Below are 15,078 nucleotides of genomic sequence, written 5' to 3'. Positions count from 1 at the left end.
GCTGCCAGGCGTCGCCCGTGCAGGTGGACCCTCACAGATGAGGCGGGTCCGCGGGGCAGGACACGGGCCCGCCTCCGCGCGGTTGCGCCCTTGGCGGCGCTAGAGGGCGTCCATGGCTTCATTCGTGCGCGACTGCAGGGCCGCCCACTCCCGTACCTCCACGAGGTGGCCGCCGCGTTCCCGGTGCCGCTGATCTCGCCCACCGTGCCCGGGACAGCCCTTAGCATGCCCAACGACCGCCCGCCGAAGGGAACACCGTGGCCCAGCAGACCGACGACTGCTCCCAAGCCCTCGAGCCGGCGCTCGAATCGATGACCCTGCTGGTCGCGGCCGTCATCGTCCACGACAAGGTCACCCACCGCGTCGTCCTCCTCCAACGCAGTGAGAACGCCAAGTTCGCCCAGGGCATGTGGGACCTCCCCGTCGGCAAGAGCGAGCCCGGCGAACCCATCACCGAAACCGCGGTCCGAGAGCTCTACGAGGAGACCGGTCTCATCGTGGAGCCCGGGTCCCTCAAGGTCGCCCACATCATCCACAGTGCCCGGGGCGTCGAAGCCCCCAACGGCTTCCTCACCCTTGTCTTCGCCGCCGACGAATGGACTGGCGAGCCGGAGAACCGCGAACCCCGCAAGCACTCCCAGGTCCGCTGGGTCGACGCCCATGCCATCCCTGAGGCGTTTGTCCATACAACCGCCCATGCTCTTCAGAAGTACCTGAGCGGAAGTTTTCAGGTATCGCTTGACGGGTGGAGTTGACCTCGGTCTTGCATGACAGTTTCAAAGCAGTATTTGTCGCGTCATGCATTAATTTCGTCAAACTCTTTGGAGCATGACACCAGGGGTTATCGATGGACCTGTCTTCAGTCCGCCGGCTTGGCTCCGGCTGTGTCCACCCGTTGGCGAAGGCGCAGCGGAGGTCCGCCCACCGGCGCTGCTCGGCGGGGGCGTAACCGGTGTGGTCGCGGAGGTGGAGGGGGTGGGCGATCGACAGCCCGCAGTGAGCCGCGGACGGGACCTCACGTCTCGTAGACCGTGGAGCGGTGTCCGACATGAACGACCCACACGATCAGCTCGCCGTTGTCGATGGTGTACATGACGCGGTAGTCGCCGACCCGGAGGAGACGGCGCTCGGGTTGGGACACGAGCGCCGTGGTGCTGAACCCGAGCGGGTCGCTCTCCAGTTCCGTCAGCTTGGCCAGGATGCGCAGCGCCATGTCGCGGGGGACTTTGCGAAGCTCGGCCTGCGCCTCGGGCCGGAAAACGGTGCGGTACTCACTCACGCCGGTCTCATTCACTGCGTGCCAGCGTCTCCTTCATGATGTCCTCGATGGGGGCGCCGGCCGAGCGGTTCGCCATCCGCTCGTCGATGATGCGATTGATCTCGCGCTCTTCCCACTGTTGGTACTTGTGCAAGACATCGATCGAGACGACGGCGGCGACTTCTTTTCCTCGTCGCGTGATCACGGTGGGCTGGTCATCGCGATCGGCTCGCTCGACGACTTCGGCAAGGTGCGCGCGGACGTCACGGATGGACTCTATGGGCATCTGCGTCATGCGCCCAAGGGTACCGAGTGTTCCATGTGTACACAACGGTGGCGGGGGTGAGCTCGAGTGAGTGCGGGCCAGATGCGTCGGGGGGTGCGCAAGAGGGCCTCAGAGCAGCATGGTGCTGGGACGGGGCCACCGTGCTGGGGTAGCCCCTCCGGAACTGCGTTGTCTCAGGTGGGAGCTCTGTATGACGGATTCCGCTTCGACAAGTAGCGGATCCCCTACCCCCAGTCGCTGATCTGGCAAACGTGCAGGTGGGAAGGGCTCCGACTCCTCGGAGCCGGGCCCTTCCGGCTAGCGTTTGATGCCTACGCCTGCCAACAGACTGATCTGGGCGTCCGCGATCTCCGGACCGTCCGTGGCCGGTTTGCCGGGCCGCCAGCGGTGGCAGCAGCAGATGCCGGGCTCGATCAGGTCGAGCCCGTCGAAGAAGCGGCTGACCTCGCTGTGCGAACGGAACTGCACCGGCGACCCGGAGTTCGTGTAGGCCTCTGCGACCTGGTTCCAGGTGTCGGGGTCGAAGTCGGGCGTGCAGTGGTTCATGGCGAGGGCGCTGCCCACCGGGAGCGGGTCGAGCAGTTGGCGGACGATGCTGTACGGGTCGTGCGGGTCGGTGATGAAGTGCATGAGCGCGTTGAGGGAGAGGGCGATGGGCTGGTCGAAGTCCAGGACCCCGGCGTCCTCCACGGCGCTCAGCAGTGCCTCGGGGTCGGTGGCGTCGGCCTCGACGTAGGCCGTGCGTCCCTGCGTCGTACTGCGCATGAGGCGTTCGGCGTACTTGAGGACGAGGGGATCGTTGTCGGCGTACACGACGCGGGCCTCGGGCACCACGGACTGGGCGATCTGGTGCAGGTTGGGCTCGGTCGGGATGCCCGTGCCGATGTCGAGCCACTGGCGGATGCCGTGCTCCTGCGCCAGCACATGGGTGGCCCGCTGCATGAACGCGCGGTTTTCGCGGGCGGTCAGGTAGAGACCCGGGTGGGCCTCAGCGGCTGCCAGGGCCGCCGCCTCGTCGATTTCGAAGTGGTCCTTGCCACCGAGAAAGTAGTCGTACATCCGGGCCGAGTGCGCCCTGCTCGTGTCGAGATCCCGGCCGGCGTGCCTGGTGGTCATGTTCTCCCCTTCACGTGTGTGTCTGTCGGCCCGCAGGCCGGGAACGGGACCGGTGTCGTTGTCCCTGCTGCCCACCGCCGGTTCACCCGGCGGTCAGGTGATCGGCCAGGCCCTCCTTGACTCCGCGGACGAACGCGGCGATCTCCTCCGGCGCGTAGATCAGCGCCGGACCGGCCGGGTCCGTCGACTGCCGGACGGCCACGCGGCCGTCGGTGAGTTGTTTGGTCTCGACGCACTGACCGCCGTTCGGTCCGCTCCAAGGGCGTTCCCAGCCCTGTTCGCCGAGATCGCGGGCCGGCATGCCGTTGTAGACGCCCTCGCCGGTGGTCGTCATGAGTACTCCTTGCGCATGCGGTTCAAGAGCGCCTTGCTGTCCTCCGACGACGTCAGCAGCGCCATGCGGGAATGCGCCTCGAGATGGGAGACGACGTCCGCGCGCTGGTCGAGGTAGACGGACGCCGACAGGAGTTCGCTGTAGACGATGTCGGGCAACTCGGGTTCCTCGAACCGGAAATACGTGAACGGGGCGCACGCGCCGACATGCGCACCCGCGGTGAAGGGCACGATGTCGAGGCTGACGTGCGCGAGCTCGGAGACGTCAAGGAGCCGCTCGAGCTGCTCTCGCATCACCTGAGGGCTGCCCACCGCCCGGTGCAGGACGGCTTCCTCCATGACCACCCACAACGTGGGCGCGTCCTTTCGCTCCAGCAGGCTCTGGCGGCGCAGCCGCAACTCCACGCGGCGTGTGAGCTCCTCCTCGCTGCCGTTCGGCAAACCGCCGCGCAGCACGGCGCGCGCGTAGTCGGGGGTCTGCAGAAGGCCGGTGACGTACTGGGGTTCATAGGTGCGGAGGGTCTTGGCGCCGGTCTCCAGGCTGACGTAGGCGGTGAACCAGCTGGGGACGGCGTCGCGATAGGAGTGCCACCAACCGGGCTTGTTGGCCTGCTCGGCCAGGTCGATGAACTCGTCGATCTCCTCGCGGTCCGCGCCGAAGGTCTCCAGGAGCTTCTCCACGTAGAGAGGCTTCAGTGCGACCTCGGCCTTCTCCAGCCGGCGGATCGTCAGGGCCTTGACGCGCAGTGCCTTCGCCGCGTCCTCCAGCGAGGCACCGGCGCCAACCCGCATGTCCTGTAGCCGGCGGCCGAGGATCATGCGCAGGACTGTCGGCGCGCTGGTGCCGGAACGGGCTTCGCTCACGCCCAAACCTCCTGAGGGTCCGTCAATAAGTCCATTCTGACACTGACTTGATCCGGACGCCAGGGTGATACCCGTGCTGCTGAAATTATCACCAAGTCGGTTGCAGTGTGAGTGCGATCACGCGCATAGTTGCTGTGTGAGCGGTCAAGTCGCACCTCTGACGCAGGATCCGGCCCGGACGGCAGGCGTGAGGCTGATGCCGTCGTTCGGTCCCCCACCGCCGGGCGCTTGCCTCGGCATACGCCTCTCACTGCTCGAGTTGCAGCCCGAACCCCCACGCCGCGCCCGCCCCCGAAGGGCACTGGAAGGCGACATCCGTGACTCTGCCCCTGTCCTCAGCCCCGGCCTCGACCCCCGCTTTAGGTCCTGTCCGGCCGATCTTCGCCGGGCCCGGAACGCCTGGCACCGCACCTCGCCGCGTTGCCGAAATGCCCACGGGAAACCACCCTGCGGACACTTCGGCGCCTTGCGATGCACCGCACCGGACGCCCCGGGCTGATCCGACTAGATCGACCGGACAGGAACTGGTCAGGACCGTGGCGCGCCGGGAGTACTGGTTCGGCCTGCCCGGCCTGCGTACCAGCGCGAGATCCGCCCGCGACACCGTGCGCGACCGGCTCCGTGCTTGGAAGCTGCCCGGCGACACATGCTGCGACGCGGTGCTGCTGGTCTCCGAGCTGACCACGAACGCTGTACTCCACACCGACAGCGGTCAGGTCCTGTGCGGCCTCACGCTGACCGGCGAGGAGCGGCGCCTGCGCATCGAACTCCACGACGAGGGCAGTACGCCGGTCCGCCCGCCCGAGCGCCACGCCGGCCCCGGTGAGGAGAACGGGCGAGGGCTGTTCCTCGTCCAGCAACTCGCGGACAGCTGGGGCTCCGCCCGGTCGACGCGGGTCGAAGGCCGGTTCGTCTGGGCAGAGTTGACGGCCCACCCGTGACGCCGTGGACATCGGACGGCGCCGAACGCGGCGCGCATCCCGGCAGCGCCGGCCGGGATGCCGCGTGGCCGGAATGCAGCGCGGTCGGGAACCGGCCGGTTGCGCACCGGACCACTGCTCCGTCCAACGGCGGCGACCGCACGGCCCCGCTGCATCTCCTTCGCGCGGCGGGCGACCCCTTCTCCCCGACCCCTCCACAGAAGGCGCCCATGACTCCGCACGGTGAAACCGCCTCTCCCGTCGTGCTGTACGTATGCGCCGACCGAGCCCCGAGCCCGCCCGGGGAAGCCACGCAGCGCGCGCAGACAGAAGGCCGCGCGTTCGCCCGGGAGCGCGGACTGACGATCGCCGAGGTCGTCACCGACACGTACGGGGAGCCCGACCCGGCCCAGCGCAGAGGGTGGCGTCGGGTGAGACAGCTGGCACAGACGGGCCACGTCACCGCGGTGCTCGTCCGCTGGCCCAGCGCCATCGCCCCGGAGTCCGCGCGCGAACTCCGGCACCGCGAGGCCGCCTGGCTCCGCGATCAGGGCGTGCGCGTCCGGTACACCTGGGCGCCTTTGTCATCGCGGGGCGTCGAGGCCCGGTGATCCCGCCCGGCGGGGTCGCGCGTTGCAGGCATGCGCGGTGGGCGCGGCGCAGAGCCATCACTTGATCATTCTTGCGCGGCTCGTTATCGCTACTGACCCTGGCGGCTGGTCTTGCCTCGGATGGCCTGACCCGTGCGGCGGACCGGGCCACATCCGCGTGGTCGTGAGCGCCCACCGCGACGCGTCGAACGCCTGCGGCTGCCGACCGGCCGCCGCCGTGACGGTGTCACTCGCAGAAGACCTGGACCTTTCCGTCCGGGTCGTCGACGTCGACGACGACGTCGTCGAGCTGCTCGATGAACTCCTCGAGGTGCTGCGGCTTGAGCTCGGTGAGGTCGATCGGTACCCCTGACCTTTTCAGCTCAGCGTTGGCCCTGGTGAGCGCCTGCGGGGGGAGAAGGCTCGCGAGCCGGACCCCGGCGCGCAGCAGCTGCAGCGGGATCTGGATGTTGACCCGGCTCGGCCCGTCGCCGTCTGCGGGGTCCTCCGAACTCACCACCACGCGCAGGTACTTGGGTCGGGGTTTCGCGCGGGTGGCGGTTCCCTGCGGCGACTCGGGCTGTTGCCGTGCGAGGGCGTCGATCAGCCGCTCGGCCTCGTCCGCGGTGATCTCGCCCTCGCCCAGCATCTGCAGGATCTGGCGGCGCTGCTCGTTCATCGATGCTCTTCCCCTCTGACTCATCGGATGCTTACCAGTACGGCCGTTCGGCCCTGCTCAATCTCGAACCGGGTGCCGGGCAGCGCCCACAGCAGTTGCCCGACGCCGCGCAGCGCGCCCACTGGGCTCACTCGGAGGACGAGGCACGCGACCAGTCCGGCCGGCACGATCAGCAACAGCAGCGGTGACAGCACCAGCAGTACCGGCAGGACCGGGACGTACAGCCGTCGCCATCGGCCGTCGGAACGGCGATGGCGCACCGTCACCAGGTGGGGCATCATCGGGACTTCTCCAGCTCGGCCAGCGCCTCCTGGACGCTGATCTCCCCCTGCCGCAGGCGGTCCACGACGTCGGCGCCGGTGGGCGCCGGGTCGGTATCGACGAAGTCGAGACGCTCGGCGATCCGGTTCAGGCGGGACTTGATCGTCGGGTAGCTCACCCCGAAGATCCGCTCCATCTCCTTGATCGAACCGTGTGACCGTACGAACGCGGTGATGAACACCTGATCATCGCCGCTGAGTTGGGCCAGCTGGGGCGGCTCGAACGGACCCTCGATCGCAATGCCGCTGCCGGCGAGGCGGACCCGTTCGACCACGAACGGCCGGCCGTGCGTCAGGTCCGTCAGTTCCTGCCAGTCCACCCTCGGCTCCCTCGCTCTCGGTGACGCGCTCACTGTTCATTTGTATATTGGCTTTATTAAGTCGTCAATGCATTAACATTGATTTTTATCAGTGGATCTTCAAATATCCGGAGATCGCGGTCGGCTGGTGTGCTTCACGGCCGGGCGAGCGTCAGATCCCGTTCACCGCCGCGACGGTGAACGGGGGCTGTGGCGTCCCCTGCCCCAGCGGGCCGCCCTTGTCGAACTGTGAGCGAACGACGAGCAGGCGCCCGCCCTGGTGGACCAGGGTGGTGGGGACCTGGAGGGCGGCATCGGTGATCTGCCGCTCCCGGTGTGCCCGGGTGCCGTCGGCGGAGATGCGCCAACGGCTGATCGCGTTGCCGGTGTTGTGAGCCACCCAGAGGGTCTTCCGGCGCAGTTCGAGTCCGTCGGCCAGCGGCATGCTGCCGCCCTGCAGATCGACCCGGGCGATGGCGCCGGACCGAAGGTCGAGACGGTAGAGGTCGCCGCCGGTCGAGTCGGCGGTCAGCAGATAACGGCCCGATGGGTCGGAGACGATGCCGTTGAGGGTGTACGCGTCCGGCGCATGCGGGGCGAGCGCGCCGGCGAGATCGAAACCAACGGTGAGCGTGGCGCGTCCGTCGTGCGCCTCGGCGCTCGCCAGTTGGCGGGGAGTGACGCGGTAGACCACCGCTCTGGAGCTGTCGGTGAGATAAGCGCTGCCGTCCGGGGCGATGGCCAGGTCGTTGACGAAGGACGCGTCGCTGCCGGGCACGTCGAACCGGGCGAGCAGGGCGCGGGTCCGCAGGTCGTAGACGGCGACGCCCGCGGTGGAGTCGATGACCCACAGGCGGCCGGCGCGGTCCACCTTCAGGCCGTTGGCGGTGTTCCTGCCGTCGGCGCCGGCGCCCAGGTAGACCTTCGCGGCGGGGTGGCCGGGGGTGATCCGGTAGACCGCGCCGGTGCCGAACGAGCCCACGTAGACATCGCCGGTTCGCGGATCGCGGGCTATGCCTTCCGGGTACGCGCGGTCACCCGGCAGCCGGTACGCGGTGTGGATCCCGGGATGCGTACTGCTCCGGACCTGCCCGGCGACCTGGGCCCGGTCCGTGGACCGGGGCGGCGCGGCGTGAGCGGCGGCGGTCAGTGGCAGAAGGGTGGCCAGCGTCAGGACGGAGACGGTCAGGGGGTGGTGCCGGAGATGACGGTGCATGGTGCCTCTCGCTGTCTGTAGGAGGGTGTATTTGAGGTCTAACTCTAATTAGAACCCTAATGCTCGTCAAGGTCCTCATGTCGATACGGTCGTTACGATGCGGTCATGACGTCCATGCCTGCCGCCGAGCGCATCGGCTCGCACATCAAGCGCGCCGAACAGGCCCTCGCCTCGACCAAGCAGGCCGTGCTCAAGCCGGCCGGACTGACCGTCGCGCAGTACGGGGCCCTGCTGTTTCTCTCCGAGCAACCGGGCGCCTCGGCCGCCGGGCTGGCCAGGGCGTGCGGGGTCACGCCGCCGACGATGAACACCGTGCTGAAGAATCTTCAGGAGCGCGGCCTGATCGTGCGCACCCGGCATGAACTGCACCGGAACGTGCTGGAGACCCGGCTCACCGACGAGGGGGAGCGGGTCGTGGCCGACGGTGACTCCCGGGCCGTCCCGGTCGAACGCGCCCTCGCTGCTGAGTTCACCGCCGAGGAACGGGAGTCGCTCATCGCCCTGCTCGGCCGCTGCGTGGACCTCCTCGAATCGGTCAGGCCTGCTGAGAGCTTCGCTCGGCCCGAGCGCCGGCCGCCGAGTGGAGGCCGGCGCGGAACCGGCGGACCATGAGGGCAGCCGGGCTCGCGTTCGCGCGATCGCCGACGGTGAACCGACGAACGGTTGGGAGATCGGCATGTCGGACCGCAGAGCCCTTTTTCTTCTCGCCGCGTTCCTGCTGGCGGCGCCGGTCGCACTGGTCGGCTGCGGCGGTACGGATTCCTCGTCGACACCGTCCGGAGCCGCCACCGTCACCCGGACCGTGAGCAGCCCCGCCGCGCCGTCGTCCCGGGCCACGGTCACGGTCCAGCCGCCCGCGTCCACGCATACGGCGCCGCCGGCCGGCCGGTCCGCCGCCGATACGGTCACCGCGTACTACGCCGCCATCAACGCGAAGGATTTCCGGACGGCGTGGAACATGGGCGGGCGGCACTTCGCTCCGTCGTACAGTGCGTTTGTGGCGGGGTTCGCCGGGCTGGCGCACGACGATGTCACCGTGCTGTCGAGCAGTGGCCACACCGTCACGCTGGAGCTCGAAGCGGTGCAGACGGACGGCTCGGCCAAGGTGTTCGAAGGAACCATGTCGGTGTCCGGCGGGGAGATCACCGGCGCGAACATCCACGAAGTGACCGGGCCCGAGCCGACCGGACCGGCCTCCTACAAGAACTGCACCGACGCTCATCGGCACGGCGTGTACGACATTCCGCGCAGCAGCCCCGCCTACCGACCGGCGCTGGACCGGGACGGCGACGGCATCGCCTGCGAGCACTACGAAGGCAACTGACCGCAGGCTGCCGGGCGCCCGTGGCGGGTTCGGTCAGCAGCCCCGCAGTACGACCTGGCTCCGACCGTTGAACGCCGCCAGGCACAGCACCTTGCGCGGGGCGGCATGAGGACCCCCAGCGGAGTGTCGGCCATGCGTTGGATTAGCGGGCCGGCGGCTGCCCCACGGTGCCAAAATTCGCGGACGCATGTCCAGGGTCCCGGGCGGATACCCGCCGCGCCGCCCCCTGGAGGGAGTGCAGTGCGAACAGCAGTACGCCGATGTCGTCCAGCAGGATCGGATCCGGCAGCAGGTCGACCGGACTGACGGTGTAGATCAGGGCGCCCCAGAAGGCGAGCTTGTTGTGGAGCGGGATGCCCGCGTCGCGCAGGTGACGGCGGGCGCGGACCAGGCGGATCGCGAGGACGACCGTCAGCGCCAAGGTCGCGAGGAACGCGAGCGCGGCGACCACGAGCAGCGCTTCGGTGGAGTGGCTCATGGAGGTACGGATTCCCGCTGGGCGGGGAGCCACGCCGGGGCGGACGTCGCGCCGGGTGATCGTTCGGAGACGGTGCGGCATGGTCGGTCGCGATCCGGGAGAGAGGGCCCGGCCGCGGTTCGCACGAGGAGATCGATCGGTCGCGGTCCGCAAGAGGAGATCGCCCGGTCGCGGTCCGGAAAGATGGACAGGGCAACTTGCAAGGCTGCCTGCCGAAATCGTACGGTGGCGACATGGTCGACCACCCCGCCGACAGCCCCACCGAACATGCCGCCACCCCCACCTCCGCCCAGGTCGCAGCTGAACTGGCGGTAGCGCTCGGGCGAGTGGCACGCCGACTGCGGCAAGCGTCGCCGGACCTCGAGCTCACGCATTCCCAGCGGTCCGCGCTCGCCCTGCTCGACCGGGAGGGCCCGTCCACCACCGCCGCGCTGGCGCGCGCCGAGCTGGTGCGGCCGCAGTCGATGCGGTTGACCGTCGGGGCGCTGGAGAGCCAGGGGCTGGTGGCGCGGGCGCCGGACCCCACCGACGGACGGCAGGCCGTCATGTCGGTCACCGAGCTCGGCCGCCGCACCTTGGCGGGTGTGCGGGCCGACAAGCGGGGCTGGCTCACCCGGGCCATCGACGAGGAACTGGACGAGACCGAGCGCCGCACGCTCGCCGACGCGGTGGCGTTGCTCGAACGGTTGGTGCACCGGTGAGGACAGCCGCCGGGACGCAGCGACAGCAGGCACCGGTCGCCCGAAGGGACCCGGATGCCGGGGCCGGGGCCGGGTTCGGGGCGCGGCTGACGGCCCCGCTGCTGCTGGGGTCGCTGCTCAATCCGCTCAACACCACCATGATCTCCACCGCGCTGGTGGCGATCGGCCATGACTTCGGGATCGGAGCCGCCAGGACCGTATGGCTGGTGTCGATCCTCTACCTCGCCAGCGCCGTCGCCCAGCCGGTGCTCGGCAGACTCGCCGACTCGATCGGGCCGCGCCGGGTCTTCCTGGCCGGTCTTGCCGTGGTGGCCGCCTCCGGCCTCGTCGGCATGCTGGCCCCGGATTTCGGCTGGCTGATCGCCTCCCGGCTGCTGCTGGGGGTCGGTACGTCCGCCGCCTACCCCGCCGCCATGGCCGTACTGCGCGCCGAGTCGCGCAGGCTCGGCCGGCCAACCCCGCGTACCGTCCTGGGCCGGCTCTCCTTCGCTGCGCTCGGCAGCGCGGCGGTGGGACCCACCCTCGGTGGGCTGCTGGTCGGCACCTGGGGGTGGCGCGCCATCTTCGCCGTCAACGTGCCGCTCGCGCTGATCGCCTTCGGCTGCGCGGTCGCCTGGATCCCCAAGAACGACCACGCCGCGGCGCCCGGCGAGCCGGCCGGGCTCGATGCGCTCGGCATCGTGCTGTTCAGCGGGGCGCTCACCGCGCTGGTCTTCTTCCTGCTCGGCCTCGCCCATCCGGCCTGGTGGCTGCTGATTCCGGTGGCCGCGCTCTCCGCCGTCCTCACCTGGTGGCAACTTCGCTGTCCGCGGCCCTTCATAGACCTGCGGATGCTCGGCCGCGACCACGCGCTGGCCCGCACCTACCTGCGCCACGGCCTCGCCTACCTGGTCATCTACTGCGTGATGTACGGCTTCACCCAGTGGCTGGAGGAGGGCCGCGGTTTCTCCTCGCTGCACACCGGGCTGCTGATGCTGCCGATGTCCGTGACCGCGCTGGTCTGTTCGCTGGTCGGGGCCCGTACGAAGGGGATCCGCGCCCCGCTCACGATCGCGGCCGTACTGCTCACCGCGGGCAGCGCGGTGCTGCTCTTCGCCTCCGGCGCGACCCCGCTCGCCGTGCTGCTGCTCGCCGGGGCGTGCTTCGGCATCCCGCAGGGGCTCATCGGCACCAGCAACCAGGCCGCGGTGTACCAGCACGCGCCCGCCGACGCCGTCGGCTCGGCGGCGGGGCTGCAGCGGACCGCGCAGTATCTGGGCGCCATCACGGCGTCCAGCCTCATCGGCCTGGCCTACGGGCAGCGGGCCGACGACGGCGGCCTGCACCTGATGGCCGCCGTCTCCCTAGTCCTCGGTCTGGCGCTTGTCGCCCTGACCGTCTCCGACCGGGCGCTCCGTACCCGCAACCGAAAGTGAGCCATCTCCATGACTGCCACCACCCTTGACCCGAAGACCGCGCTGATCCTGGTCGATCTGCAGAAGGGCATCGTCGGGCACCCGACCGTGCATCCGGCCGAGGAGGTCGTCGAGCGGGCCGCACGGCTGGCCGCGGCTTTCCGCGAGCACGACCTGCCGGTCGTGTTGGTACGGGTCACCGGCGGCGCCCCCGGCCGCAACGAGGGGACCGGCCGGCAGGGCACGCCGCCCGCCGACTGGGCCGAACTCGTCCCCGAGCTGAACCGGCAGGACAGCGACATCGTCGTCACCAAGCAGACGTGGGGAGCGTTCTACGGGACCGACCTCGACATGCAGCTGCGGCGGCGGGGGATCACGCAGGTGGTCGTCGGGGGCATCGCCACGGCGATCGGTGTCGAGTCGACGGCGCGGTCGGCGCATGAGCGGGGGTATCACGTGACGATCGCTACGGACGCGATCACCGACCTGGATGCGGAGACGCATCGCAACTCGGTGGAGCGGGTGTTTCCGCGGCTCGGCGAGACGGACACCACCGAGGCGATCGTCAAGTTGCTGGGCTGAGTCGGGTGTGGGGGCGGGGATGGGCAGTGGCCGCTGCGCGGAGCTTGCCCCTCCCCGCCCCTCCCCGCTGTGACATCGTGCGGCTCCGCGACGCGGGGGCTCCGCCCCGGCCCCCGGTTCTCAAACGCCGGACGGGCTGGGTGGGGCCGAACCGGCTGGATCGGGTTGGGCGGGCAGAAGTGGGCTCGGCAGGCAGGAGTGGGTTGGGCAGGCTGGATCGGGCCGGGCGGGCCGGGGGTCGGACGATGGGCTGGGTGGCCGTACGGACGAGGGTCCCCGGGGACGGCTGGGGCCGCTCAGGGCGGATGGCTCAGCGGCAGGCAGAGCCGGCCCCGTAGTTCATGCCAGTCCCGTCTTCGCCCCCGCGCCGCACAGCGGCACCACGGCCCGGCGCGCCCCGAGCGGCTCCGTCGCCATCGCCGCCCAGCAGGCCACGCCGGTCGGCTCGACGAACAGGCCGCGTGCTGCCAGGTCCAGCTGGGCGGCGCGGATCCGGCCCTCCGGCACGGTGAGGAACGTACCGCCGGAGTCCCTTACCGCTGCGAGGATCTGGCGGGCGCGCGGTGGGCGGGGGATGGCGATGCCTTCGGCCAGGGTGGGGGCGGTGGCTGTTTCGGCGGGCAGGTCGTCGGCTCCGGCGTGGAAGGCCGTGGCCAGCGGCGAAACCGCCTCGGCCTGGACCGCGTAGAGCGCGGGGCGTTCGGTGATCAGGCCGAGGGAGTGGAGTTCGGCGATCGCCAGGGAGGCGCCCAGCAGCAGCGTGCCGTTGCCGACGGGGACGACGATCACCTCGGGGAGCCGGCCGCCCAGGTCCTCCCAGAGTTCGTAGACGTACGTCTTGGTGCCGTGCAGGAAGTACGGGTTGAAGACGTGCGAGGCATAGAAGGTGCCGGGCGCGTCGGCCGCGGTACGGGCGGCGGTGGCAGTGGCCTCCCGGTCGCCGGGGACGAGTTCGACGCGCGCTCCGTGGGCCCGGATCTGCTCGGTCTTCTTGGCGGACGTCGCAGCCGGTACGTACACCGTGCAGGGCAATCCGGCGCGTGCACAGTACGCGGCGACCGCCGTTCCTGCGTTGCCGCTGCTGTCGGCGACGACCCGGCGCGGGGCGAGCCTGCGGGCGAGTTCGGCGAGCATCACCGCGCCGCGGTCCTTGAAGGAGAGCGTCGGCATCAGGAAGTCGAGCTTGGCAGAGACTGCGTCGGTGAGCGGTACCAGCGGCGTGCGGCCCTCGCCGAGAGTGACGGGGACCGGACCGTGCAGCGGCAGGGCCTCCTCGTACCGCCAGAGCGAGCCGACCCGCCCGCCGAGCGAGCCGAGCGGGACGGCCTCGGCATCGAAGTCCAGGTCCCAGGGGCCCCGGCAGCGGGGGCAGCACCAAGGGGCCGTGTCGACGGGGGCGGTGGTGGCGTCTGCGGGGCAGCGATACAGGGGCGGCTTCACCAGGCGAGCGTAATCGTGGGGGGCATACTGCCGGTAAGCCCCCGCATGAAGAGGGGTCATCGCTTTGAGTAAAGCCATGGCCTTCGCTTGCGGTCGACAACCTACGGTTGCCACGCTGTTGCGGTCTGTCAATCTTAGGGGGAGTGGCCAGTGTCTTTCGGTGAGCAGCCGGCCTATCTGCGCGTCGCGAGCGATCTTCGGCAGAAGATCACCGACGGCTCGCTGGCACCGCACACCAGGCTGCCCTCGCAGGCCCGCATCAGGGAGGAGTACGGCGTCTCCGACACGGTCGCCCTCGAAGCGCGCAAGGTGCTGATGGCCGAGGGGCTCGTCGAAGGGCGGTCCGGCTCGGGGACCTACGTCCGCGAACGGCTCGTCCCGCGTCGTATCGCCCGATCCGGGAACCGGATGGCCACGGGCGCGACTCCGTTCCGCCAGGAGCAGGCCGACGAGCGCGCGCAGGGCACCTGGGAGTCCGGCAGCGAACAGGACGCCGCCGGTACCGACATCGCACTGCGGCTCTCCGTCTCGCCGGGGGCGCGGGTGATGCGCACCCGGTATGTCTATCGCGACGCCGGTGAGGTGATGATGCTCTCGACCTCCTGGGAGCCCCTGGAGATCACCGGGCGTACGCCGGTGATGCTGCCGGAGGAGGGCCCGCTGGGCGGTTGCGGGGTCGTGGAGCGGATGGCCGCGATCGACATCGTGGTGGACAACGTGGTCGAGGAGGTCGGCGCCCGGCCCGGTCTCGCGGAGGAACTGCTCGTCCTGGGGGGCGTGCCCGGCCATGTGGTGGTGGTCGTCTCCCGCACGTACTACGCGTCGGGGCGGGCCGTGGAGACCGCGGACATCGTGGTGCCGGCCGACCGCTACCGCATCGCGTATCACCTGCCGGTGAGGTGACGGCAGGGAGGCGTTCGGGTCCCGCTGGGGTGGTGTGTGCGGTCTGCAGAGTGCAGAGTGGCCGAATCCGTATCTCTTTGTGTAAACACGTATCCGCTCCGTAAAGGTCAGGCGTACGCTCGGGCATATGCAGAACGCGGTTTCCAGGGGACTCTCAACGACCTGCACGCCGGCGCGACACAGGGGCGCACGATGACGGACAGTGCCGCCCTGCTGCCGTGGCAGGTGATACGGCAGGACGACAACGGCAACCGCTATCGCGTCGGCCAGTACGCGACCAGGGACGAGGCGCAGCGGATCGCCGACACGCTCGATGGCCGGGGGCACAAGCAGCTGTACTGGGTGGAGCGCATCGGCCAAGTCGTCCAGTAGGTC

At 69.9% G+C, this 15,078-nt stretch carries 21 protein-coding genes; 10 read left to right on the top strand and 11 right to left on the bottom strand.

The features are described 5' to 3' along the window. Window positions 1–257 precede the first annotated feature (257 nt). Window positions 258–755 (top strand): NUDIX domain-containing protein, encoded by a 498-nt coding sequence (locus AB0M87_RS03770; RefSeq protein ID WP_365849788.1) that lies wholly within the window; start codon window positions 258–260, stop codon window positions 753–755. A gap of 260 nt (window positions 756–1,015) precedes the next feature. Here AB0M87_RS03770 and AB0M87_RS03765 read toward each other — a convergent pair whose 3' ends face one another. From AB0M87_RS03765 to AB0M87_RS03745, 5 genes are all read right to left on the bottom strand, one after another. Beyond that, a complete protein-coding gene (locus AB0M87_RS03765) occupies window positions 1,016–1,279 on the bottom strand; it encodes a type II toxin-antitoxin system RelE/ParE family toxin (RefSeq protein ID WP_365849787.1) in 264 nt (87 codons plus the stop codon). 7 nt (window positions 1,280–1,286) lie between these two features. Beyond that, window positions 1,287–1,553 carry a type II toxin-antitoxin system Phd/YefM family antitoxin gene (locus AB0M87_RS03760; RefSeq protein WP_365849786.1) on the bottom strand — a complete coding sequence of 89 codons (267 nt, stop codon included), beginning with the start codon at window positions 1,551–1,553 and terminating at the stop codon, window positions 1,287–1,289. A gap of 288 nt (window positions 1,554–1,841) precedes the next feature. After that, window positions 1,842–2,660 (bottom strand): SAM-dependent methyltransferase, encoded by an 819-nt coding sequence (locus AB0M87_RS03755; protein ID WP_365849785.1) that lies wholly within the window; start codon window positions 2,658–2,660, stop codon window positions 1,842–1,844. An 82-nt stretch (window positions 2,661–2,742) separates the two neighbouring features. Beyond that, a complete protein-coding gene (locus tag AB0M87_RS03750) occupies window positions 2,743–2,994 on the bottom strand; it encodes a DUF397 domain-containing protein (protein ID WP_365849783.1) in 252 nt (83 codons plus the stop codon). Then, window positions 2,991–3,857 carry a helix-turn-helix transcriptional regulator gene (locus tag AB0M87_RS03745; RefSeq protein ID WP_365849781.1) on the bottom strand — a complete coding sequence of 289 codons (867 nt, stop codon included), beginning with the start codon at window positions 3,855–3,857 and terminating at the stop codon, window positions 2,991–2,993. Before AB0M87_RS03745 ends, AB0M87_RS03750 begins: the two co-directional genes overlap by 4 nt. A 536-nt stretch (window positions 3,858–4,393) precedes the next feature. Here AB0M87_RS03745 and AB0M87_RS03740 point away from each other — a divergent pair. Further along, window positions 4,394–4,798, top strand: a complete 405-nt coding sequence (locus tag AB0M87_RS03740) for an ATP-binding protein (protein WP_365849779.1) — start codon at window positions 4,394–4,396, stop codon at window positions 4,796–4,798. Between the two features lie 209 nt (window positions 4,799–5,007). Beyond that, window positions 5,008–5,388, top strand: coding sequence for a hypothetical protein (locus AB0M87_RS03735; protein ID WP_365849777.1), 381 nt, complete (start codon window positions 5,008–5,010; stop codon window positions 5,386–5,388). A 226-nt stretch (window positions 5,389–5,614) separates the two neighbouring features. Here the strand turns inward: AB0M87_RS03735 and AB0M87_RS03730 are convergent, their stop codons facing one another. The 4 genes from AB0M87_RS03730 to AB0M87_RS03715 form a co-directional block, all read right to left on the bottom strand. After that, window positions 5,615–6,046 (bottom strand): hypothetical protein, encoded by a 432-nt coding sequence (locus tag AB0M87_RS03730; RefSeq protein ID WP_365849776.1) that lies wholly within the window; start codon window positions 6,044–6,046, stop codon window positions 5,615–5,617. Between the two features lie 20 nt (window positions 6,047–6,066). Beyond that, on the bottom strand, window positions 6,067–6,327 hold the full coding sequence (locus tag AB0M87_RS03725; RefSeq protein WP_365849775.1) for a hypothetical protein: 261 nt from the start codon (window positions 6,325–6,327) through the stop codon (window positions 6,067–6,069). Continuing rightward, entirely contained in the window at window positions 6,324–6,686 is a 363-nt protein-coding gene (locus AB0M87_RS03720; RefSeq protein WP_365849774.1) for a DUF2089 domain-containing protein, read from the bottom strand. The genes AB0M87_RS03725 and AB0M87_RS03720 overlap by 4 nt, the downstream gene beginning before the upstream one ends. Before the next feature lie 151 nt (window positions 6,687–6,837). Then, window positions 6,838–7,881 (bottom strand): SMP-30/gluconolactonase/LRE family protein, encoded by a 1,044-nt coding sequence (locus AB0M87_RS03715; protein WP_365849772.1) that lies wholly within the window; start codon window positions 7,879–7,881, stop codon window positions 6,838–6,840. A 105-nt stretch (window positions 7,882–7,986) separates the two neighbouring features. Between AB0M87_RS03715 and AB0M87_RS03710 the strand changes: the two genes are divergently transcribed. Both AB0M87_RS03710 and AB0M87_RS03705 read left to right on the top strand, forming a co-directional pair. Continuing rightward, window positions 7,987–8,493 (top strand): MarR family transcriptional regulator, encoded by a 507-nt coding sequence (locus tag AB0M87_RS03710; protein WP_365849771.1) that lies wholly within the window; start codon window positions 7,987–7,989, stop codon window positions 8,491–8,493. Window positions 8,494–8,557: 64 nt separating this feature from the next. Continuing rightward, complete coding sequence (locus tag AB0M87_RS03705; RefSeq protein WP_365849770.1) at window positions 8,558–9,205, top strand: excalibur calcium-binding domain-containing protein; 648 nt, start codon at window positions 8,558–8,560, stop codon at window positions 9,203–9,205. A gap of 142 nt (window positions 9,206–9,347) precedes the next feature. Here the strand turns inward: AB0M87_RS03705 and AB0M87_RS03700 are convergent, their stop codons facing one another. Then, window positions 9,348–9,683, bottom strand: a complete 336-nt coding sequence (locus AB0M87_RS03700; protein ID WP_365849769.1) for a YkvA family protein — start codon at window positions 9,681–9,683, stop codon at window positions 9,348–9,350. A gap of 233 nt (window positions 9,684–9,916) precedes the next feature. Here AB0M87_RS03700 and AB0M87_RS03695 point away from each other — a divergent pair, with 233 nt between their 5' ends. From AB0M87_RS03695 to AB0M87_RS03685, 3 genes are read left to right on the top strand one after another with little or no spacing between them, the layout of a single operon-like run. Then, on the top strand, window positions 9,917–10,384 hold the full coding sequence (locus AB0M87_RS03695) for a MarR family transcriptional regulator (RefSeq protein ID WP_365849768.1): 468 nt from the start codon (window positions 9,917–9,919) through the stop codon (window positions 10,382–10,384). Beyond that, on the top strand, window positions 10,381–11,799 hold the full coding sequence (locus tag AB0M87_RS03690; RefSeq protein WP_365849766.1) for an MFS transporter: 1,419 nt from the start codon (window positions 10,381–10,383) through the stop codon (window positions 11,797–11,799). The genes AB0M87_RS03695 and AB0M87_RS03690 overlap by 4 nt, the downstream gene beginning before the upstream one ends. A gap of 9 nt (window positions 11,800–11,808) precedes the next feature. Further along, entirely contained in the window at window positions 11,809–12,360 is a 552-nt protein-coding gene (locus tag AB0M87_RS03685; protein WP_365849765.1) for an isochorismatase family protein, read from the top strand. Between the two features lie 339 nt (window positions 12,361–12,699). Here AB0M87_RS03685 and AB0M87_RS03680 read toward each other — a convergent pair whose 3' ends face one another. After that, entirely contained in the window at window positions 12,700–13,788 is a 1,089-nt protein-coding gene (locus AB0M87_RS03680) for a threonine synthase (RefSeq protein ID WP_365849897.1), read from the bottom strand. A 162-nt stretch (window positions 13,789–13,950) separates the two neighbouring features. Between AB0M87_RS03680 and AB0M87_RS03675 the strand changes: the two genes are divergently transcribed. Both AB0M87_RS03675 and AB0M87_RS03670 read left to right on the top strand, forming a co-directional pair. Next, complete coding sequence (locus tag AB0M87_RS03675; RefSeq protein ID WP_365849764.1) at window positions 13,951–14,703, top strand: GntR family transcriptional regulator; 753 nt, start codon at window positions 13,951–13,953, stop codon at window positions 14,701–14,703. A gap of 192 nt (window positions 14,704–14,895) precedes the next feature. Next, on the top strand, window positions 14,896–15,075 hold the full coding sequence (locus AB0M87_RS03670) for an SPOR domain-containing protein (RefSeq protein ID WP_365849762.1): 180 nt from the start codon (window positions 14,896–14,898) through the stop codon (window positions 15,073–15,075). The last annotated feature ends 3 nt before the right edge of the window (window positions 15,076–15,078 follow it).

This window comes from Streptomyces sp. NPDC051320 (assembly GCF_040682175.1).
Classification (GTDB): domain Bacteria; phylum Actinomycetota; class Actinomycetes; order Streptomycetales; family Streptomycetaceae; genus Streptomyces.
Note: the sequence above shows the minus strand (reverse complement) of the source record. Positions and strands in the feature narration are given on the sequence as shown.